16 protein-coding genes are annotated in these 22201 nt (G+C 64.0%); 6 read left to right on the top strand and 10 right to left on the bottom strand.

All coding sequences use genetic code 11. The features are described 5' to 3' along the window. Positions 1-143: 143 nt before the first annotated feature. The 8 genes from AC07XM_RS20225 to AC07XM_RS20190 all read right to left on the bottom strand — a co-directional run bounded on the left by AC07XM_RS20225 (position 144) and on the right by AC07XM_RS20190 (position 12415). Positions 144-917 (bottom strand): enoyl-CoA hydratase, encoded by a 774-nt coding sequence (locus tag AC07XM_RS20225; protein WP_003250095.1) that lies wholly within the window; start codon positions 915-917, stop codon positions 144-146. Between the two features lie 13 nt (positions 918-930). After that, a complete protein-coding gene (locus tag AC07XM_RS20220) occupies positions 931-2058 on the bottom strand; it encodes an acyl-CoA dehydrogenase (RefSeq protein ID WP_096425848.1) in 1128 nt (375 codons plus the stop codon). 8 nt (positions 2059-2066) lie between these two features. Next, the gene (locus AC07XM_RS20215) at positions 2067-3260 is read right to left on the bottom strand and encodes an acetyl-CoA C-acyltransferase (RefSeq protein ID WP_016485820.1); all 1194 of its coding nucleotides are present in this window, start codon (positions 3258-3260) and stop codon (positions 2067-2069) included. An 11-nt stretch (positions 3261-3271) separates the two neighbouring features. Beyond that, positions 3272-4039, bottom strand: coding sequence for an SDR family NAD(P)-dependent oxidoreductase (locus AC07XM_RS20210; protein WP_016485819.1), 768 nt, complete (start codon positions 4037-4039; stop codon positions 3272-3274). A 13-nt stretch (positions 4040-4052) separates the two neighbouring features. Beyond that, positions 4053-5699: an acyl-CoA synthetase gene (locus tag AC07XM_RS20205; RefSeq protein WP_102689629.1), complete on the bottom strand. Its 1647-nt coding sequence runs from the start codon at positions 5697-5699 to the stop codon at positions 4053-4055. Positions 5700-5822: 123 nt separating this feature from the next. Continuing rightward, entirely contained in the window at positions 5823-10316 is a 4494-nt protein-coding gene (locus AC07XM_RS20200) for an NEL-type E3 ubiquitin ligase domain-containing protein (protein ID WP_102689630.1), read from the bottom strand. Positions 10317-10458: 142 nt separating this feature from the next. Continuing rightward, the gene (locus AC07XM_RS20195) at positions 10459-11514 is read right to left on the bottom strand and encodes an AraC family transcriptional regulator (RefSeq protein ID WP_102689631.1); all 1056 of its coding nucleotides are present in this window, start codon (positions 11512-11514) and stop codon (positions 10459-10461) included. A gap of 37 nt (positions 11515-11551) precedes the next feature. Next, positions 11552-12415 (bottom strand): LysR substrate-binding domain-containing protein, encoded by an 864-nt coding sequence (locus AC07XM_RS20190; RefSeq protein ID WP_016485815.1) that lies wholly within the window; start codon positions 12413-12415, stop codon positions 11552-11554. A gap of 112 nt (positions 12416-12527) precedes the next feature. Between AC07XM_RS20190 and AC07XM_RS20185 the strand changes: the two genes are divergently transcribed. The 3 genes from AC07XM_RS20185 (at position 12528) to panB (ending at position 15572) form a co-directional block, all read left to right on the top strand. After that, complete coding sequence (locus AC07XM_RS20185) at positions 12528-13634, top strand: 2-aminoethylphosphonate--pyruvate transaminase (protein WP_016485814.1); 1107 nt, start codon at positions 12528-12530, stop codon at positions 13632-13634. 34 nt (positions 13635-13668) lie between these two features. Continuing rightward, the gene (gene phnX / locus AC07XM_RS20180) at positions 13669-14496 is read left to right on the top strand and encodes a phosphonoacetaldehyde hydrolase (RefSeq protein WP_016485813.1); all 828 of its coding nucleotides are present in this window, start codon (positions 13669-13671) and stop codon (positions 14494-14496) included. Between the two features lie 260 nt (positions 14497-14756). Continuing rightward, positions 14757-15572 (top strand): 3-methyl-2-oxobutanoate hydroxymethyltransferase, encoded by an 816-nt coding sequence (gene panB / locus AC07XM_RS20175; protein WP_070086434.1) that lies wholly within the window; start codon positions 14757-14759, stop codon positions 15570-15572. Here the strand turns inward: panB and AC07XM_RS20170 are convergent. Beyond that, on the bottom strand, positions 15560-16912 hold the full coding sequence (locus AC07XM_RS20170) for an aminotransferase-like domain-containing protein (protein ID WP_219735841.1): 1353 nt from the start codon (positions 16910-16912) through the stop codon (positions 15560-15562). The two genes, panB and AC07XM_RS20170, sit on opposite strands and share 13 nt — an antisense overlap. A gap of 107 nt (positions 16913-17019) precedes the next feature. After that, positions 17020-18084: an AI-2E family transporter gene (locus tag AC07XM_RS20165; RefSeq protein ID WP_016485810.1), complete on the bottom strand. Its 1065-nt coding sequence runs from the start codon at positions 18082-18084 to the stop codon at positions 17020-17022. A gap of 133 nt (positions 18085-18217) precedes the next feature. On the opposite strand from AC07XM_RS20165, the gene trhP reads away from it, so the two are divergent. From trhP to AC07XM_RS20150, 3 genes are all read left to right on the top strand, one after another. Further along, entirely contained in the window at positions 18218-19552 is a 1335-nt protein-coding gene (gene trhP / locus AC07XM_RS20160; protein WP_102689632.1) for a prephenate-dependent tRNA uridine(34) hydroxylase TrhP, read from the top strand. A gap of 81 nt (positions 19553-19633) precedes the next feature. Beyond that, entirely contained in the window at positions 19634-21331 is a 1698-nt protein-coding gene (locus tag AC07XM_RS20155; RefSeq protein ID WP_371919281.1) for a copper resistance system multicopper oxidase, read from the top strand. Beyond that, positions 21324-22187: a copper resistance protein B gene (locus tag AC07XM_RS20150; RefSeq protein WP_096425843.1), complete on the top strand. Its 864-nt coding sequence runs from the start codon at positions 21324-21326 to the stop codon at positions 22185-22187. The genes AC07XM_RS20155 and AC07XM_RS20150 overlap by 8 nt, the downstream gene beginning before the upstream one ends. Positions 22188-22201: the final 14 nt, after the last annotated feature.

Raw genomic sequence — 22201 nt, 5'->3', positions numbered from 1 at the left:
AGCGCTTGACGGGCATCCATGCCCGTCACCTCCCTACGCAAGCCCTGCGCTCGGCCTCCTGAAGTCGCAATCTGCGTCGCCTGAACTACCGCGCGCTTAGAAGCAAAAACAACGGCAACGGCAACGGCACGAACCGAGTCTAATCAACGATCCTTGAACTGCGCCTCGCGCTTGGCGATGAATGCGGCCATGCCTTCTTTCTGGTCTTCGGTAGAGAAGGCCGCATGGAACACCCGACGCTCAAAGCGCACACCCTCGCTGAGGGTAACTTCGAACGCGCGATTGACGCTCTCCTTGACCATCATGCTCACCGGAATCGACTTGCTGGCAATGGTCGCCGCCACTTTCAGCGCCTCTTCGACCAACTCCGCCTGCGGCACAATGCGCGCCACCAGGCCAGCACGCTCGGCCTCCTCAGCCCCCATCAGGCGCCCGGTCAGGCACAGTTCCATGGCCTTGGCCTTGCCCACCGCACGGGTGAGCCGCTGGGTCCCGCCCATGCCGGGCAGCACCCCTAGGTTGATTTCCGGTTGACCAAATTTGGCGTTGTCCGCCGCGAGGATAAAGTCACACATCATGGCCAACTCGCAGCCGCCGCCCAGAGCAAAGCCGGACACTGCTGCAATGATCGGCTTGCGTCGGTTGGCAATGCGGTCGGCATCGCTGAACAGGTCATCGACGTAGATCTGCGGGTATTGCAGTTCAGCCATTTCCTTGATGTCGGCGCCAGCGGCAAAGGCCTTGGCCGAGCCTGTCAGCACCACGCAACCGATGTTCGGGTCACGCTCAAGCTGGTCCAGAGCCTGGTTGATCTCGCCAACAATCTGCGCGTTCAGCGCGTTCAGCGCCTGCGGGCGGTTGAGGGTAATCAGGCCGACCTTGCCGTGAATGTCCAACAGGATGGTTTCGAATGCCATGCAGTCTGCTCCTTCAAAGATTGCGCGCAATGACCATGCGCTGAATGTCGCTGGTGCCTTCGTAGATCTGGCAAACCCGAACGTCGCGGTAGATCCGCTCCAGCGGGAAGTCACTCAGATAGCCATAACCGCCCAGGGTCTGCAAGGCATCCGAACAGACCTTTTCGGCCATTTCCGAGGCAAACAGCTTGGCCATCGACGCTTCCACCAGCGCCGGGCGCCCGGCGTCACGCAGGGCGGCGGCGTGCAGCACCATCTGCCGGGCCACGGCAATTTTCGTCGCCATGTCGGCCAGGCGGAAGGCCACGGCCTGGTGCTCGATCAGCGCCTTGCCAAAGCTTTGCCGCTCCTTGGCGTAGTCACGCGCCACTTCGAACGCGGCACGGGCCATGCCCACGGCCTGCGAGGCAATACCGATGCGCCCGCCTTCAAGGTTGGCCAGGGCAATCTTGTAGCCCTCGCCTTCTGCGCCCAGGCGGTTGGCCACCGGCACCTGCACGTTGTCGAAGACAATCTGGCAGGTGTCGGACGCGTGCTGGCCGAGCTTGTCCTCGACCCGTGCTACCTGGTAGCCCGGTGAATCGGTGGGCACGAGGAATGCGCTGATCCCACGCTTGCCAGCCTCCGGATCCGTCACGGCAAACACGATCACAACCCCGGCGTTCTGCCCGGAGGTGATGAACTGCTTGCTGCCATTGAGCACATAGTGGTCACCGTCCAGACGCGCACGGGCCTTCAGGCTGCTGGCATCGGAGCCAGCCTGCGGTTCGGTGAGGGCAAAGGCACCCAGCATCGCGCCAGTTGCCAGGGGCGTGAGGAACTGCGCCTTCTGCTGCTCGCTGCCAAACCGCAGGATGGGTACACAGCCCACCGAATTGTGCACGCTCATGATGGTCGAGCAGGCACCATCGCCAGCGGCGATTTCTTCCAGGGCCATGGCGTAGGCCACGTAACCGGTGTCACTGCCGCCCCACTGCTCCGGGACCAGCATGCCGAAAAGGCCCAGCTCCGCCATCTCTTCGATGGCCTCCTTGGGGAAGCGGTGTTCCTTGTCCCACTGCTCGGCAAAAGGTTTCAGCCGTTCCTGGGCAAAGGCGCGTACCGCGTCGGCGATCTGTTGTTGCTCGTCAGTTACCAGCATGGTTCACCTCAGTACAGGCATTCGACAGCCATGGCCGTGGCCTCGCCGCCGCCAATGCAAATGGCCGCCACGCCGCGGCGCAGGTTGTTCTGGCGAAGGGCCGACAGCAAGGTCACCAGGATGCGTGCGCCGGAGGCGCCGATGGGGTGGCCAAGGGCGCAGGCGCCGCCATGGATGTTGACCTTGTCATGGGGCAGGTCAAGGTGTTTCATGGCCGCCAAGGTGACCACGGCGAAGGCCTCGTTAATCTCGAACAGGTCGACGTCGGCCAGGTTCCAGCCGGTGCGTTTCATCAGTTTGTCGATAGCCCCTATCGGCGCGGTCGGGAACAGCGCCGGGGTGTCGGCGAAGGCCGCGTGGCCATGGATCACTGCCAATGGCTTGAGGCCGCGCTTGTCAGCTTCGGAGCGCCGCATCAGCACCAGCGCCGCGGCACCGTCGGAAATCGAACTGGCGTTGGCTGCGGTCACCGTACCCCCTTCACGGAAGGCAGGCTTGAGCTGCGGAATCTTGTCCAGGCGCGCCTTGGGCGGCTGCTCGTCGTCCTTGATGACGCGCTTTTCCTTGCCCTCGGTGACTTCCACCGGCACGATTTCGGCGGCAAAGCGGCCACTGCTGATCGCGTCCTGGGCACGGGTAAGCGAGGCGATGGCGAACTGGTCCTGGGCTTCGCGGCTGAAGCCGTTGGCCTGGGCGCAATCTTCGGCGAAGGTGCCCATCAGGCGGCCTTTGTCATAAGCGTCTTCCAGGCCGTCCATGAACATGTGGTCGATGACCCTGCCATGGCCCATGCGGTAGCCGCCACGGGCTTTGTCCAGCAGGTACGGGGCGTTGGTCATGCTTTCCATGCCACCCGCCACCACCACGTCTGCGGTGCCGGCCAGCAGCAGGTCATGGGCCATGATCGCGGCCTGCATGCCCGAACCGCACATCTTGTTCAGGGTGGTACAGGTGGTGTGCTTGTCCAGCCCGGCACCCAGTGCAGCCTGGCGTGCCGGCGCCTGGCCAAGGCCAGCCGGCAGCACGCAGCCGAACAGCACTTGCTCGACACTGGCAGCATCGATGCCGGCACGTTCCACGGCACCACGAATGGCCGCACTGCCCAGTTGTGGCGCAGTCAGGCTTTTCAGGTCGCCCTGCAGGCCGCCCATGGGCGTGCGCACGGCGCTGACGATAACAATCGGATCATTGGCGAGGGTCATGTTCGCTCTCCTTACTTGGCAGCCATGCGCAGTGCACCGTCGAGGCGGATCACCTCGCCGTTGAGCATGCTGTTCTCGATGATGTGACGGGCCAGCGCAGCGTATTCCTGAGGGCGCCCCAAGCGTGGCGGGAACGGCACGCCGGCAGCCAGCGAAGCACGCACTTCCTCGGTCATGCCAGCCATCATCGGCGTTTCGAAGATGCCCGGAGCGATGGTCATCACGCGGATGCCGAAACGTGCCAGTTCGCGCGCGGCCGGCAAGGTAAGGCTGGCAATGGCACCCTTGGAGGCAGCGTAGGCCGCCTGACCGATCTGGCCGTCATAGGCAGCGATGGAGGCGGTATTGATGATCACGCCACGCTCGCCGGCCTCATCGGCAGCCCCTTCAGCCATGGCTGCAGCAGCCAGGCGCAGCAAATTGAAGCTGCCGATCAGGTTGACGTTGATGACCTTGGCGAAGCTGGCCAGGCCATGTGGCCCCTGTTTGCCCAGCACCTTCTCGGCACCGACGATGCCGGCACAATTGACAAGGCCATGCAAGCTGCCGAAGGCACTGACGGCTGCGTCGACGGCCGCCTGCGCAGCCTGCTCGTCGCTGATGTCGGCCACGGCGAAGCGGGCGTTGTCACCCAGCTCACGGGCCTTGGCCTCGACGGCCTGGGCATTGAGGTCGACCAGCATGACCTTGGCGCCGGCCTCGACCAGCATCTGCGCAGTGGCAGCACCCAGCCCGGAGGCGGCGCCGCTGACAATGAAGTGTTTATTGGCTATCTGCATGATCGGTTTCCTTTCAGGCGCTGGCAGGGGTGGCCTGTTGCGCTTGTTGTTTGGCGACTTCCTGGTTGCGCAGGATGAAGCGTTGCAGCTTGCCGCTCGGGGTCTTGGGCAGCTCGCTGACGAATTCGATTTCGCGGGGGTAAGCATGGGCATACAGGCGCTGGCGTACATGCTGACGCAGCGCTTCTTCCAGCTCGGCACAACCGCCGACGCCTTCAGCCAGCACCACGAAAGCCTTGATCAGCTCGGTACGTTCCGGGTCCGGCTTGCCGATGACGGCGGCCTCCACCACCGCGGGGTGCTCGATCAACGCGCTTTCGACGTCGAACGGCCCGACGCGGTAACCGGAAGTGGTAATCACATCATCGCTGCGGCCAACGAAACTGATGCTGCCATCCGCGTTGAGCTCTACAGTGTCGCCACTGAGGTAGTACTTGCCGATGAACGCCTTGGTCGGCAAACCGTGGTAGCCACCGAACCAGCAAAGTGGCGATTGCTCGCGGTCGACGGCAAGGATGCCCGGTTGACCGGCCGGCAGTTCGTTAGCTTGCTCGTCCAGCACCACAATGCGATGGCCGGGGATAGCGACGCCTGCAGACCCCAGGTGCACAGGGTGTGACAGACCGTGATGGTTGCACAGCACCATACCCAGTTCGGTCTGGCCATAATGGTCGTGGATGGTCACGCCCAGCTCATTGGCGAACCAGCGGATCACCTCTGGATTGAGCGGCTCACCTGCACTGCTGACCACGCGCAGGCGGCCCTTGACCGGCGCCGAGAAAGCACTGCCGGCTGCAATCAACATGCGGTAGGCGGTGGGCGAGCCTGCCAGGTTGGTGATACCCAGCTTGTCGATGACCCGCGCGCAGCTTTCGACGCTGAACGGGCCATCGTAGAACGTGGTTGCATGGCCCAGCGACAATGGGCCGGTGACCGCGTAATAAAGGCCGTAGGCCCAGCCCGGGTCTGCCAGGTTCCAGAAGTTGTCTTCGCTGCGCAGGCCGATGGCGTCGCGCATGTAACCCTTAAACGCGACGATGGCCCGCAGCGGCACCTCCAACGGTTTCGCCGGGCCGGTGGTGCCTGATGTGAACATCAGCAAGAACGGGTCGCTACCCGCGCGCATTACCGGATCACAGTCGTTCGCGGCACGCTCCAGACACTGCTGGAAGTCCAGCTCGCCGACGCGGGCATTGACTGTGATGATGGTCGGGCAGGCATGCACATCGTCCAGCTTGCTACGGTTGAGGCTGTCGGTAACGACTACGCGGGCATGCGACTGCTCAAGGCGGTGCTCGATAGCCTTGGGGCCGAAGGCAGTGAACAAAGGCTGGTACACCGCGCCCAGGCGCCAGGTGGCGAGGATGGTGACAAGAAGCTCGGGAGTGCGCGGCATCAAACCAGCCACCCGGTCACCTGGACCCACGCCTTGGGTTTTGAGCACATTGGCAAATCGGGCAGACTGCGCCTTGAGCTGGTCAAAACTGTACCGTGCTGTGTTGCCATTGCGGTCTTCGTAGATTAGCGCCAGCTTGCCGTCACCGGCATGGCGGTCACAGCATTCAACACAGGCATTGAGGGCTTCGAGGTCGCCATGCAGCGCCGCACTGGCAGCCTGAGCGTGGTCGAACGCACGAGCAGCCTCGGTGTAATCGCGCATCGTCGGACTCCTGGTTTCTTGTTTTTGGTGTTAACCATCGGTCCGACGATGTTCGCGCCGCTCAAGCCCCGCGGCAATGGCCAAAGCTGTCAATCTGGATGACTGGTTTGGCCGCCTTGCAGGTCAGCTGGCACCCCGGCCCAGGCTGTGCAGGTAAGACTCGGTCAGCCCTGTCAGCAATCGCTGTGTATCGCGCAGTTCCTGCTCATCCAGATCAGCAAGCTGAGAACGCAGTTGTTCGGCCGCAATGGGTGGCTGCACAATGCGCAAGTCCGCCCTGCGCTGCAGATAGTCGGCTCTGAGTGCCTCGAACAGCGCCCGGTGCTGCTCACGAAGGCAGGTTTGCCAGAACAGGCGACTCGCCAGGCTTTGAGTCAGCGCCTCGAAGTCTTCACTGGCGAGGACAGCTGCGGCAACACTGTTGACGTGCTGGTCGCTCAACCCGGCAGAGTCCGGGTAGCGCATCGCCCGCGGCTGACCGGGCAAACCCAGACGTTCGCGCAGGCGTACACGGTATGCCAGTGACAAGGCCGAGCGCCCCACCTGTTCACCCGCGCCGCCCTGGCGCAATATCGCTCGGCTGGCCTCCTGCCAAACCTGATCAAGCCGAAACAGCTGCCGGCCGAATGCCATCAACTGTCCCCGTTTCGTCAGGTCTAGCGCATCGGTTTCAGCCTGGGCCAGCAAGACCCGAATATTCACGTGACTGAAACGATCGATGACCATGTCCGAGCAGGAAACAGGCTGATTGCACTCTTCAAAAACCCGTATCCGCAACCCCGGACTGCCCTCCATGGCCCGCAGCGCGGCCCATACTTCACGCGCAAGTGCTTCCCGGCCGCCTCCGGTGGCTGCCGGGTCATAATCAGCCGTATGCTCCAGCCACGCTAAAATACGGAAAAAGCCTACGCTGTCCGGGTCGGCCAACAGGCCGTCCCACAGCGCTGCGCACGCCATTCGGTCGTTATCGGCGACATGCTGCAGCCACAAGGCGCGTGCATGAAGCAAGTCGACACGGGCCATCGACTCTGGCAAATGTCCGTGTTCCTCGATGGGATCCAGCGCGAACAACCGTTGCAACTGGACCCCTGTCAGGGGGTTACGGTCGACGACAAGCGCCCGGCGCCAGGCATGAGGCATGGCCAACACCGCCTCCGGTAGTTCCCGTAGCTGATTGTCGCTCAGGTCACAGCGCACCAAAAGGCCGCACAGCTCGATGTGGTCGGGCCAGGTCGCCAGCCGGCAGTGCCGCAGGTTCAAGTGAGTCATTGCCGAAAAATGGTTGAGGTTCAGGTAGAGGTGTTCCAGCCGGTTGTAGCTCAAGTCAAGATGGGACAAGCCAGGCAGTGCCTGCAAGACCTCGACCGCCTGCGCGTCGAGACGGATCTGGTTATGCGCCAGGCGCAAGCGCTGGAGTTGCGGCAGGTGAGCGATCCCGAGCGGAATGTTGCGCAGCCGGTTGAAACTCATGTCCAGCTCGCTCAGCGTGGTAAACGGGCGCAAGAAGTTCACTGGCACCACATCGACCGCCGACTCGTACAACCGCAGGCTGGTTACACGGTGGAAGTCAATGACAGGCGGCAGCTCCGGCAAACTGCTGAGCTGCAGGCCACTCAGCGACAGGCGCTGACCTGTCGGTGTGCCCGCATCGTTGTATATCCAGTCTCCCTGCAAGCGCCAAGCCCGCAGAATGGCGCCGACGACCTGCCGGCGAAGTATCTGGCGCCCCTCGTTCAGTTCTGCGCTGCACCAGCGGTTGAGGTGGCGAATCAACTGGTCATGGTCATCTTCCAGCTCTACGAGGCGCTCGTAGACCGGCCGCGGCCCATTGGCAAGAAGCGCCTGCTCCTGGTCCAGCTGCACATCATCCAACCCTGGATAAAGCTGGCGCAAACGCTCCCGAACCCGCGCAGCAAATGAACGGCTGTCGGCCCCGGTGCGGCCATTGAGCAGATAGCCAACCCGGCCATCTGGCAAGCGTCGTCCAGGGTTCAACCATTGCACCTGTGTCGGCCATTGCAAGAGTTCGGCAACCCCCTGGTGCGTAGCAGGAAGCCGGGCGAGCAGACGCTGGCGTAGCTGTGACCCAACATCGCCGTGAGCCATGCCAAGCGCCGCGCAATGCTCAGGCGCCAACACCGCTGCAAGCGTTTCGTAAAGGCTTGCCGGGTCACCTGCGCCGAACGGCAGCCCACGCCCCAGGCCATCATAAAGATGGAAGCATCCGTCTTTATGCACCACTATCCTGCGCACAAGGGGGTCGACAGCGGTGCCTATGGCCTTTAGCAAACGCCCGTCCGGTGCATTGTCGCGCAGCTCCAGGCTGAGCGTTTCGGGAGGCACACCTGCGCGGCTTGCCAGCTCGCCCTGAAGCAGGGCGAAAGCCAGTTGACCGGTTTCGTTGCAGTAGCTGCCGGGCAGGTAAAGCCCCTCCAGCGTACGGTTCAGTCTGGCCAGGCGAAGCAGGGAGCGGGCCTTTTCCGCGAGGCCCAGCGTCACACGCCCGCTTGACGTCGTCAGCAACCGGTCGCCTTCACTGGCCTGCGCGACCAGCGCCTGTGCGTAGGCCTCCGGCAAACCGGCGAAATCACGTTTTACCAAGGTCAGCAGCCTGTCGTCGGCAGCGGGTGGCGTGCTCAGGTGCTCCAGAAGAGGCCCCTGCAGGGCAGCTCGCTGACGCAGCAGGGTATCGCTGTCGGTACTGGCAGCATGGGCCTGACACCACTCCAGCAACGCACTGTCCTGTGTGGCCAGCGAGTAGCTGGCCAGACGAGTAAAGAACGACTCGATACGCGCATGGGCTTCGAAGCGCCGCAAAGTCTCACGCAGGTTTACTGGCGCCGGCCGGTTTTCTACCAGCACGCCCCGCAACTCCTCGGTATCCACACCGGCAACCCGCAGCACTTGCGCCGCCTGCTGTGCATCAATGGCGGGATGCTGCGGCCACAGGCTATCGAGCATGCTGCGCACGTCGTTCCAGCGTTGCGGTTGATCGCGCAGCAGGCGCCAGCCGCGTTCGCCGTTGTGCAAAACCAGCGGCCCGTAACCGTTGCTTGCACCAGGGTGACGCAGGCGGTACGGGGCTTCAGGCTCACTGCGCTGAACTTCATAATAACGCTGACCCCGGCGCATCCAGCGCCTGCTCTCGTCACCATAAAGCCCATCATCACGCAGGGCGATGGTGCCTGGGTTGGACTCATAGGCTGTGATGTCATCGGAGCACAGCAGGCCGCGCCGCCCCCCCACGTTCACAGGCTGCAAGCCATCGACAAAGGTACTTCGCAGAAAACTCACACTGGCTGCGGTCAACGCCGTCGCAGCCACCGTTTCGGCAACCCCCAGCATATGCTCGAGGGCTTCGTGCTGGTGCCCGCGGGTCCAGTCCTTGACGCCCTCGAATACCTCGCCAAGTGTCTGCGCCACCAGTTGGCCAAGCAGTAGCGCGCCTACCACAGGGATGAAAAGCCCCGCCAGGTTGAGCAAATCGAGCCCTGCGCCATGCCAGGCCGCATGACGAGCGCGGGCGGCAGCCGCGTCAGCGTCCGCAGTAGGGACCAGTAACAGCCGGGCGTCGTCCTTGACCCTTTGCAACTGTTGCGCGGCCAGCGCGGCGAACAAGTCCCCAGACTCAGTCGCGCCCTCCAACGCCAGATCGGGCTGGGCATCCTCCAGGCGTGTATGCAGCCTGCCTGCGATGCTCGCGCGATGTCGCAGGCTGATCAGCTGCATGAAGTAATCCCGGTAGGCCTTCTCTTGCAATGCTGCAACCATCGCAGTGTTCATGGCCTGTGTGGAGTCGAAGCGGCGCAGCGCCTGCACGGGATCGCTGGGCAGGTAGAGGACCACACCTCGGTCCTGGCCCACACTGTCTCGCAAACGAATGAACAGCCCGTCAGCAACACGCTGCCCCAACACCTCCAGCAACCCGGGGTAGGCATGCAGGCCCGTGTCGGCATGGGCACCCCCACCCTCAACCATCTTGGTCAAGGCCTGCTGCACCTGCTCGTCGATATCGCCCTTGAGCGTCGCAACCTGCGCAGCCAGTGCCAGACCCGAACGTTTGTCCTGCGCAAGGATGCCTTCGGTGGTCGCGTTGAACGTGCGCTGCAGCTCGGCCTGGTAAAGCTGGCCCACATCCAGCGCCCGGCATGTCGCAACCAGTTGCTCGGGCGTGCCGGTCAACACGGCGTCCCGGCCAGGGGACACCAGCCCGGTGCCCTGGTAAAACGATTCGTCAGGGCCGAAGTTGCCCATCAGCCTCAGCAAGCCATCCTGGCGGGTCGCCGAGTAGTGGTAAGTCTGCTGAAGAGTGCCGGGCATCGTGCCGAAACGCGGTGATACCTGCAGCCATTCCAGTGCTGCGAGGGTCATGCCTGTGGGCAGTGGCTTGACCAGCACGCCCAGCAGGTGCTTTTCAGCGAACACCTGCAGAGGCTCAAGGGTCAGCGTAAGCCCGCGCAGACGGGCCTGGCTGGCGTGATGGGCGTTGAGGCTGGCGCGCAGGGCGCCGATCTGAGCCTGGCTGGCCCGCTTTAGCCAGTCGGGAAGCCTGGCTGCGATGAAATCATCAGTTGCTTGTTCATGGCTGATGATGGCGTTCGAAGTGCTGGAAGTCATGGATGTGCCGGGAGCGAAGGGTTGGGGCTGGCATGCTCGCCAACTCGCACTGCCCAAGGCACGAGGAAATACGACCGTGCCCACGACCCGCCACCGCTTGCATCATCGATGCCCTTGATGGGCAACGATCGACTCCCTGCCTTCACCCACCGCCAGTGGCAGCGGGAGCCTCAATACAGCCTGCCGCTCCCCGGGCCTGGATCAGCGCACGGTAATGCCCAGGGTTGCAGCCGAACCACTTGCGAAATGCCTTGTAGAACGAACTGCTGTCGGCAAACCCCAGACGCTCGACAATCTCACCCATGGCCACCTCTTCCCGGCTCAACCAGGCAATGGCAAGTTCGCGCCGGACACTGTCCTTGAGTACCTGGTAGCTCTGCCCTTCCTCCGCCAACCGACGACGCAAGGTTGACGGAGACAGGCACAAATGTCGTGCCAGGGCGTCGGCATCCGGCCAACGGGACGGGTCCAGTTGCAGCAAGTCGGCGCGGATACGCCGCGCCAGGCTGGCCGGATCACGGTACTTGACCAGGATGTTGCCGGGCGCCTCGGCCAGAAAACGCTGCAGGTCCTCGGGGCTGCGACGCAGTGGCACGTCAAGGCAATCGGCACTGATGATCATGCGGGTGCGCGGCCGCTCGAACTGCAGGTTCTGCGAAAACATCACCCGGTAATCGTCACAGTACGGCGGCTCGGCACAGCGCAGCTCAATGGCCAGGATGGCGATGCGTCGCCCGGCCAGCCAGCAGGCCACGCCATGCACGATCATCCAGAAGGTGAAGTAGGTGAACGGGCGCCGTGGCAGGTCACGCGGCTCATTGATGACAATCTCGGCCAGGCCCTGCTGACGCACCAGGCTCGGCTGCAGGTCCTCGAGCATCAGCGAAAGAAACGCCAGCGCGGTTTCCAGGCCCTCGCCCAAGGTTGGCTGGGCCATGCTCGCCCGGCACAGAAACGCCAGGCTGCCGCTGCGCAGGCCACGCGGGTCCATGGCAAAGAACTCGTCGTTGCAACGCCGTGCCAGCAACCGCCAGAGCCGGGCATAGGTCTCGGCGCTGACCCGTGCATCCGGGGCCTGCAACTGCCCGGCGTCGATACCGGCACGGGCCAGCAACGCGGCATCCGGCTCACCCGCCGGGCAGGTCTGCAACAAGGCCTCACGCACCAGTTGCATGGAAATGGTGTCTTTCTCGCTCATCTGCAGTCCATCAGTCATACCGCCATCTCGGCCCGGCTCAAAGGCTGGCCGCCAGGCCCAGGAATGCCTGGATCAAGCGTAACTCACGGCGCCGCTCCAGGCAGCCAACCATGTGCTGGTTGACCAGACCCTGCCCGCCTAGCGGTCGCGCCACCACCCGGGGGTCGTTCGCCACTTCCGTAGACGACACCACCCCGATGCCCAGCTGCGATGCCACTGCCTCGGTGACCGCCTCACGGCTGTCCAGCTCCAGCTGCACCCTCGGCTGCACGCCGGCTGTAGCGCAGGCCTTGTCGAAGGTGCGCCGGGTAGTGGAGCTGGGTTCGCGCAGCACCATGATTTGCTGGTGCAGCCCGGTCAGGGCCAGGTCACCTTCGCCGCCCGCCCAGGCGTGCCCTGCCGGCAACAGCGCGCACAAACGGGATTCGCACAGGTTCTGAAGATACAGGCCCTTGCGTGGCTCGATCTCAGTCAGTACCGCCACGTCGGCATGCTCGGACAACAGGGCCGCCAGCGTCTCTTGAGCGTTACCCAGCCGCAAATTGACCGTGATACCGGGGTAGCGCTGACGTAACTGCGCCAGCATGGGCATGACCCGGTGCGGGCCATCGGCGGCCACCTCCAAGCGCCCGGTCAGCAACTGCCGGTTGGCTTCCAGCATGGCCTGCGCCTCTTCCGCCAAGCCGAACATGGCCCGGGTGATGGCCGCCAGTCGCGTACCCTCTTCGGTCAACTCAACGCGCCGTGCGGTGCGCCTCAACAAGGTGATCTGGTAGTGCTCCTCCAGCGCCTTGACGTGCCCGGTCACTGCCGGCTGGCTGATGAACAGGCGCTCGGCGGCTCGCGTAAAGCTGCCCTCACGGGCCACTGCATCGAACGCACGTAGCTGAAACAGGTTCATATTTATCGGCCTGACTTATAGCTGGGATAACAACAAACAATTTGATTGATGGCAGCGCGAATTGCAACCTAGGCCTCGTAGTTTCAACCCACCGCTTGCGAGGAATAACGGAATGAGCAACGCCCCGATTCTGCTGACCCCAGGTCCCTTGACCACATCAATCCGCACCCGCCAAGCCATGCTGGTGGACTGGGGCTCCTGGGACCGCGACTTCAACCAGCTGACTGCCAGCGTCTGCGAGCAACTGCTGGCGATCATCGACGGCAGCGCCAGCCACCACTGCGTGCCCCTGCAAGGCAGCGGCACCTTCGCCGTGGAAGCGGCCATCGGCACCCTGGTGCCACGCGATGGCAAGGTCCTGGTGCTGATCAATGGCGCTTATGGCCAGCGCCTGGCGAAGATCTGCAAAGTGGTGGGCCGCAGCTACAGCACCTTCGAAACCGCCGAAGACCAGCCGACCACGGCTGCCGATGTCGACCGCCTGCTGGCTGCCGACCCCGCCGTCACCCACGTGGCATTGATCCACTGCGAAACCAGTACCGGTATCCTCAACCCGCTGCCCGAGATCGCCCAGGTGATCAAACGCCACGGCAAGCGCCTGATCATCGATGCCATGAGTTCATTCGGCGCGCTGCCGATCGATGCCCGCGAAATCCCCTTCGAAGCGCTGATCGCCGCCTCCGGCAAGTGCCTGGAAGGCGTACCTGGCATGGGCTTCGTCTTCGCCGAAAAAGCCGCCCTGGCTGCCGCCGAAGGCAATGCCCACTCGCTGGCCATGGACCTTTACGACCAGCACGCCTACATGGCCAAGACCGGCCAGTGGCGCTTCACCCCGCCCACGCACGTGGTCGCGGCCCTGCACGAGGCGCTGCAGCAATACAACGAAGAAGGCGGCCTGCCTGCGCGCCACCAACGCTATGCCGACAACTGCAAGACCCTGCTCGACGGCATGGCCGCCATTGGCCTGCGCAGCTTCCTGCCGGCCGATATCCAGGCGCCGATCATCGTCACTTTCCACGCACCGAACGACGCCCGCTACCAGTTCAAGGACTTTTACGAACGGGTCAAGGCCAAGGGCTTCATTCTCTACCCGGGCAAGCTGACCCAGGTCGAAACCTTCCGCGTCGGCTGCATCGGCGTGGTCGGTGCCGATGGCATGCAGGCCGCCGTAAATGCCGTGGCCGAAGTGCTGCGGGAAATGGAAGTACTGGACATCTGACCCTTTGCCCACCTGAATTCAGGAATTTGCGCACATGAACTACAGCAACCCTACACAACTGCAAGCTGCCATCCTCGACTGGGCTGGCACCGTGGTCGATTTCGGCTCGTTCGCCCCTACCCAGATTTTTGTCGAGGCCTTTGCCGAATTCGACGTGCAGGTGTCCATCGAAGAGGCCCGAGGGCCGATGGGCATGGGCAAGTGGGACCACATCCGCACCTTGTGCGACGTGCCGGAAATTGCCGAGCGCTACCGCAAGGTGTTCGGCCGCACGCCGACCGACGATGACGTGACCGCCATCTACAACCGCTTCATGCCGCTGCAGATCGAGAAGATCGCCGTGCACTCGGCGCTAATCCCCGGTGCGCTGGACACCCTCACCGGGCTGCGCCAGGACGGCCTGAAGATCGGCTCGTGCTCGGGCTATCCGAAGGTAGTGATGGACAAGGTGGTGGAACTGGCGGCGCAGAACGGCTACGTGGCCGACCACGTGGTGGCCACCGACGAGACGCCTAACGGCCGACCTTGGCCGGCCCAGGCCCTGGCCAACGTGATTGCACTGGGCATCGACGATGTGGCGGCCTGCGTGAAAGTCGACGATACCGTGCCAGGCATTCTCGAAGGCCGCCGTGCCGGCATGTGGACCGTGGCACTGGTGTGCTCGGGCAACGCGCTGGGGCTGACCTGGGAAGGCTTCCAGGCACTGAGTGCCGAGCAGCTGGAAAGCGAGCGCCAGCGTATCCATGCGCTGTTTGCCGGCTCGCGCCCGCACTACCTCATCGACACCATCAACGACCTGCCCGAAGTGATCGCCGACATCAACCGGCGCCTGGCCAAAGGCGAGATGCCACAGGCCTTCTGAGGCCGTGCGAAAGGCCTGCAGGAGCGGCCTTGTGTCGCGATCGGGCTGCGCAGCAGCCCCAGCAATCCAGGCCTTTTTGCTGAATCCGAGGGGCCGCGCTGCGGCCCGATCGCCACACAGTGCCGCTCCCACAAAATACTGCAAAGCCGGCCGAATCAAGCAGGTAATCTGGGTCGCTTTTCAGCCTGGATCTGTACATTGAGTTGCCGCTGCAAGCTCCCGACAATGGGCCATCCCTGTCCTGAGATGCCCAGCCCCCAATGAGCACACACACCCGCACCAGCCGCCTTACCGTCCCGCAACTGGTCGCCATGAAAGGCCGGCAGAAGATCGTTTCGCTCACCGCCTACTCAAGCGCCATCGCCCAGGTGATCGACCCGCTGGTCGACTTCATACTGGTCGGCGATTCCACGGCCATGGTCGGCTACGGCCGCCCGTCCACCCTGGGCATGCGCCTGGACGAAACCATCGCCCATACTCGCGCCGTGGTCGACAGCACCCGCCTGGCCTGCGTAATCGCCGACATGCCGTTTGGCAGCTATCAGGAATCCCACGAGCAAGCTTTTCGCAACTGCGCCCAGGTATTGGCCAGCACTGGCTGCGACGCGCTCAAGCTGGAGGCCAACCAGGCGTTGGCGAGCACCGTCGAATTCCTGGTCGCCCGGGGTATCCCGATCATGGCGCACATCGGCCTGATGCCGCAGTTCGTCAATGCCATGGGCGGCTACAAGGCCCAAGGGCTTAGCCCTGACAGCGCTGCAGCGCTGCGGGCCGATGCGCAGGCCAACCTGCACGCCGGTGCTTTCAGCCTGCTGCTCGAAGGCGTGGCCGAGCCCGTGGCGCGCGCCATCACCCAGGCCAGCCACAAACCGACCATTGGCATTGGCGCCTCACCCGCCTGCGATGGGCAGGTGCTGGTCACCGAGGACCTGCTGGGGCTAGGGGGTGACCACGTGCCACGCTTCGTCAAGCAGTATGCCGACGTCGGCCAGGTGATCCGCGAGGCCTGCGCCCGCTATGCAGACGAAGTGCGCGATGGGGCGTTCCCGGCCTTGCACCACTGCTACGGGGCTTGAGCTTCGTCCTGAATAGCCCTGACCAGGCATTGCAGTGCCAGGGCAATGTCCTTGCTCCAGTCCACTGTGCAGCACAACCGCAGGTGGCTGCGCCATAGGCCGCACTGGCTGAAGAGCTCCCCGGGGGCGATGACGATGCGTTGTGCCAGCAGCCGCTCGAAGACCCGGCGCATATCCACCGGCCGGGCCGCCTGAAACCACAGGCAGGCCCCGCCTTGAGGCTCAGTGATGCGCAGGCAGCCCTGGCCGTACACGTCCAGCAGCGCCTTCATCTGCTGCAGGCGTTCACGCAGCAAGGGCCGCAAGCGCTGTACGTGCCGCTCGACCCGGCGCGAGACGAACAGCCTGGCGATGGCCTTTTGGCGAATCGGCGACAAACGAAAGGCGCGTTCAAGGCACAACTGCTGCAAACGCTCATTATGCTGCCGGCAAAGCAGGTAGCCAAAGGGCGCCTCCGCGCCGATCAGCTTGTCGAAGGTCGAAAACACCAGCACCCGGTCAGGGTCGGCGAAGTCCCGGTAGCGCGGCGCTGAAGCGTCGAAACACAAATCGCCGTAGCCATCGTTTTCGAACAACCACACAGCGTGCTCAGCCAGCCAGCGGCAAATCTGCTGCTTGTCCGACGCGGGCATCACGCCACCTTGCGGCACATTGGCCGCTGACGACAGCACTGCCAGGCGCACCGGCTGATCGCATAGCAGCCGGTGCAACTGCTGTAAATTGAAACGCCCATCCTCACCCAATGGCACTTCGATGATGGTCATGCGCGCAGCCTGCAACTGCCTCAGCACCGCCCAGTTGCAGGGTGACTCCACCAGCGCAACCTGGCCTTCCAGGTCGAGGGCGCGTAACGCCAATTCAAGAATGCTGCGCAGGTCCGCGCCAATGAACACCTGATCGGCGCTCCAGTAATGCTGCGCCGAGCGGGTGTAGCGGTCGGCCAGCACGCTGCGCAACTCGGGCTCACCGAACGGCTGGAACAGCGGTACCAACGCGTGCGGGTATTGGCGCGCCAGTTCGCGCTCAATCATCAGTAGCGGCTGCTGCAGCGACAGCAACATGGCCGGCGCATCGCTGCCCAGGGCCAGCATGCCCGGCTGACGGGCGCTGGCGAACACCGTGTCGAGCAGGCTCGGTGAATGCTGCCCGCGCATGGCGGGGGCGCGGGGCCGGCTGAAGTAGCCCAGCTTGGGGCGCGCATACACCCGCCCTTCGTCCTCCAGCAGTGCATAGGCGTACTTGGTACTGGATACCGAAACGCCCAAGCGCTGGGCCAGCTCGCGCAGTGACGGCAAGCGCTGCTCCACATCGCAGGGCGCTGCTTCGATCCTGTCGAGCAAGTAGCGGTAGACTGCCTGGTAGGTGTAGCTGGGCTTGTCGATCTGGCTGTTTCCATCGCGGCGGGTGTGACGGCATTGAACCCAACCTTGGGTGCTGCGGTAAACCCCTACTGTGGCAATTGCACCTGCGGCTTGGTTGCGGCAAAAATCGCCCAGCTGGACACGAACAGCGCCGCGATCAAGGGCCCGATCACGAAGCCGTTGAGCCCGAAGACTGCCAGCCCACCCAGCGTCGATACCAGAATCAGGTAGTCCGGCATGCGCGTGTCCTTGCCCACCAGGATCGGCCGCAGCACGTTATCCACCAGCCCAATCACCAGCACTCCGAACGCGGTCAGGATAATTCCCGGCAGTATCGCTCCGGTCAGCAGGAAATACGCGGCCACCGGTGCCCAGACGATGCCCGCACCCACCGCCGGCAGCAGCGACAGAAACGCCATCAGCACCGCCCACACCAGTGCACTGGGGATATCCAGCACCCAGAAAATGAACCCGCCCAGCGCCCCTTGGGTAATGGCCACCAATACGTTGCCTTTCACCGTCGCCCGCACCACACGGTTGAACTTCAGTTGCAAACGACGTTTCTGGTGCTCGGGCAGAGGCACGGCCAGCCGCACCCGGCGAGCCACATCTGCGCCTTCGCGCAGGAAAAAGAACAGCAGGTACAGCATGATGCCGAAGCTGACCACGAACTCGAACGTGCCCTGACCAAAGCTGAATGCCTGAGTGGCCAGCACCTGGCTGCCTTGGGTGGCCCACTTGGTGATCTTGTCACGCAGCGCGTCGAGGTTGCCCATGCCCACGCTGTCCAGGCCATGCTGGGCCCAGGCCGGCAGCATGTTCTTGCCATGCTCGACAAAGCCGGCAATGTCCAGTTGCCCGCTCTCTATGCGCTGGTACAGCGACGCCCCCTCCTGCACCAGCAGCGCGCTGGTGATGATCACTGGCAGAACAGCCACCAGCAGGCACACCAGCAAGGTCGTGGCGGCCGCCAGGTTGCGTCGGCGCCCGAAGCGGATCAGCAGGTGGCGCTGCAAAGGGGCGAACAGGATGCCGAGGATCACCGCCCAGAAGATTGCGCCGTAGTACGGCAGCAGGATCCAGAAGAAGGCAATGGTCACCAACGCCAGGAGTACTGCCAGGGCTTTGTTCTGTAGCGCGGTTTCGTTCATTGCAGTTCCTCTCATGGCTTGTGAGTGATTAGTGCACGGCACCCAGGCAAAAGTGCCGCGCTCACTTGACGCAAATCAATACGCACCGTGTTCATCGCTCCTAGCATCCCGGCCTTTTTACCCCGGTACGCACATGAACCCTACCGCCAAGCCCGAACTGCTGGCCCCTGCCGGCACCCTCAAGACCATGCGCTATGCCTTTGCCTACGGCGCCGACGCGGTCTACGCCGGCCAGCCGCGCTACAGCTTGCGGGTGCGCAACAACGAATTCGACCACGCCAACCTGGCGCTGGGCATCCAGGAGGCGCATGCCCTGGGCAAGCGCTTCTACGTGGTGGTCAACATTGCCCCGCACAACGCCAAGCTCAAGACCTTCCTCAAGGACCTGGCACCGGTCATCGACATGGCGCCGGATGCACTGATCATGTCTGATCCAGGCCTGATCATGCTGGTGCGCCAGCACTTCCCGCAGATGCCGGTGCATTTGTCGGTGCAGGCCAACACCGTCAACTGGGCCAGCGTGCTGTTCTGGCAGCAGCTGGGCCTGAGCCGGGTGATCCTGTCGCGCGAGCTGTCCCTGGAAGAGATCGAGGAAATTCGTCAGCGGGTGCCGGGCATGGAGCTGGAGGTGTTCGTCCACGGCGCGCTGTGCATGGCCTATTCCGGCCGTTGCCTGCTCTCGGGCTACCTCAACAAGCGTGACGCCAATCAGGGCACCTGCACCAACGCCTGCCGCTGGAAGTACGACGCCACCCCGGCCACCGAGAATGCCACCGGCGATATCGTGCGCGAAGTGCAGCCTACCCTCGGCCTGGGCGCCCCTACCGAACAGGTTTTCCTGCTGCAGGAAAGCAACCGCCCCGACACCGAAATGCCGGCCTTCGAAGATGAGCACGGTACCTACATCATGAATGCCAAGGACCTGCGCGCCATCCAGCACGTCGAGCGCCTGGCCGCCATGGGCGTGCATTCGCTGAAGATTGAAGGCCGCACCAAGTCGCACTTCTACTGTGCCCGTGCAGTACAGTCGTACCGCCAGGCGATCGACGACGCCGTGGCCGGGCGGCCATTCGACCGTGCCTTGATGGGCAACCTCGAATCCCTCGCGCAACGCGGCTACACCGAAGGCTTTCTGCGCCGCCACGTGCACGACGAATACCAGAACTACCAGCGCGGCAACTCGGCCTCGGAGCGCCAGCAGTTCGTCGGCGAACTGACCGGCGTACGTGTCGATGGCTTGGCCGAGGTCAAGGTGAAGAACCGCTTTGCCGTGGGTGACCATTTGGAACTGATGACGCCGCGTGGCAACTATCACTTCGACCTGCACCGCCTGCGCAACCGCCAGCAGCAGGCCATCGACGTCGCGCCAGGCGACGGCCATGTGGTGTACTTGCCCATCCCGGAGCAGGTCGCCCTTGACTACGGCCTGCTGATGCGCGACCTGCGCGCTGACGAGGCGGCAAGCTGACAACGCTGTAATGTGCGCCTCAGCTACCTGACAGGCGCCTGCAGCGAACATCGTGGCTCCCCCGCATGAGGCCACGCCATGTTGCGCACCCCCACCCGCCGTACCTTCGTCAAAGGCCTGGGCGCCGCCACCACGCTGGCGGGCCTGGGGCTTTGGCGCCCGTTGGCTCAGGCGGCCGAAGGCCAAGACCTGGCCGGCCAGCACTTCGAGCTGTTCATCGGCCAGACCCCGGTCAATATCACCGGCCGCCCGCGCACTGCGCTCACCCTCAACAACAGCCTGCCCGGCCCGTTACTGCGCTGGCGCGAAGGCGACACCGTGACCCTGCGCGTGCGCAACCGCCTGGCGCAGGACACCTCGATCCACTGGCACGGCATCATCCTGCCCGCCAACATGGACGGCGTACCAGGCCTGAGCTTCGCCGGCATCGAACCCGGCGGCGACTACTTGTACCAGTTCACCCTGCGCCAGAGCGGTACCTACTGGTACCACAGCCACTCCGGACTGCAGGAACAGGCCGGGGTGTACGGGGCCATCGTGATCGAGCCACGCGAACCCGAACCGCACCGCTACCAGCGCGACCATGTGCTGCTGTTCAGCGACTGGTCGGACCAGGCGCCGGAAAAGCTGATGGCCACCCTGAAGAAACAGTCCGACGCGTACAATTATCACAAGCGCACGGTCGGCGATTTCATCGATGACGTCGCCGACAACGGCTGGGGCCCAACCGTTGCCGAGCGCACGGCCTGGGCGCGCATGCGCATGAGCCCTACCGACCTCGCCGATATCAGCGCCGCCACCTACACCTACCTGCTCAACGGCCAGCCGCCGGAGGGTAACTTCACCTGCCTGTTCCAGCCGGGCGACACCGTGCGCCTGCGGCTGATCAACGCCTCGGCCATGACCTATTTCGACTTCCGCATCCCCGGGCTTGCGCTGACGGTGATCGCCGCCGACGGCTTGCCGGTAACGCCAGTGAGCGTGGATGAACTGCGCATTGCCGTGGCAGAGACCTACGACGTACTGGTGACCGTGGGCGACCAACCTGCCTACACCCTGTTCGCCCAGAGCATGGACCGTACCGGCTTCGCCCGCGGCACCCTGGCCCGAGCCGCCGGGCTGCAGGCACCGGTGCCTGCACCCGATCCGCGCCCGGTGCTGAGCATGGACGACATGGGCCACGGCGGTATGGCCGACATGGCGGGCATGGACCACAGCAACCTGCCTGGTATGAACCACGCTGCCATGTCGGCGATGCAGCAACACTCGGCCAGCGAAACCGGTAACCCGTTGGTGGACATGCAAACCATGGCACCGCGCGCCAACCTGGCAGACCCCGGCATAGGCTTGCGCAACAACGGCCGGCGCGTGCTGACCTACGCCGACCTGCGCAGCCCCTACCCCGACCCGGACGGCCGCGCGCCATCGCGCGACATCGAGCTGCACCTGACCGGCCACATGGAGCGTTTCGCCTGGTCGTTCGACGGCGTCAAGTTCAGCGATGCCGAGCCGTTGCGCCTGACCTACGGCGAGCGGGTGCGCATCACCCTGGTCAACGACACCATGATGACCCACCCCATCCACCTGCATGGCATGTGGAGCGACCTGGAAGACGAGCACGGCCAGTTTCTGGTGCGCAAGCACACCGTCGACATCCCGCCCGGCAGCCGACGCTCCTACCGGGTGACTGCCGACGCCCTTGGCCGCTGGGCCTACCACTGCCACCTGCTCTATCACATGGAGACCGGCATGTTCCGCGAGGTACGCGTCGATGAATGACACCCGCAACCGCAGCATTGTGGCCGGCGTGACCCTGCTGACCCTGCTCGCCAGTGAACGCGCGCTGGCCGCCGGCATGGAGCACATGAACCATGGCCAAATGAACCATGCAAGCATGGGCCATGGCCCGGCTACGCCCAGCCCGCCGCGCACGCCCTTGGCTGCAATCACCGACGCCGACCGCCGGGCTGCCTTCCCGCCACTGCCCGGGCACCAAGTGCACGACCGGGCGCTGAACTGGGCCGTGATCGTCGACAAGCTCGAATATCAGAACTTCGAGAGCAGCAACGCCCTGAACTGGAACGCTACGGCCTGGGTCGGCGGCGATATCGACCGGCTGTGGCTTCGCACGGAAGGCGAGCGCGAGCAGGGCAAGACGCACAAGGCCGAACTGCAAGCGCTGTGGGGCCATGCCGTGAGCCCGTGGTGGGAGCTGGTGGCTGGCGTACGCCAGGACTTCAAGCCCGCCAGCGGCCAGGCCTGGGCCGCTTTCGGCATCCAGGGCACGCCGTTGTATGGCCTGGAGCTGCAAGCCACCGCCTACGCCGGCGAGCGGCAACAGACGGCGCTGCGCCTGGAGGCCGCTTACGCTATGCTGCTGACCAACCTCTGGATACTGGAACCGACCCTGGAAGCCAACCTCTACGGCCGCGACGATGCCGGGCGCGAGCAAGGCGCAGGGTTGGCCGACAGCGAGGTCGGCCTACGCCTGCACTACGAGATCACCCGTGGCTTCGCCCCCTATGTCGGGGTCAGTTTCAATCGACTGCACGGCACGCGTGCCGACCAGGCCCGCGAAGACGGCGAAGACCTGGGCCAGACCCGCCTGGTTGCCGGTATCCGCCTGCGTTTTTAAAGGAGTGCTTCACC

This window comes from Pseudomonas sp. GW460-LB5 (assembly GCF_059423245.1).
This window is presented reverse-complemented; position numbering and strand designations above follow the sequence as displayed.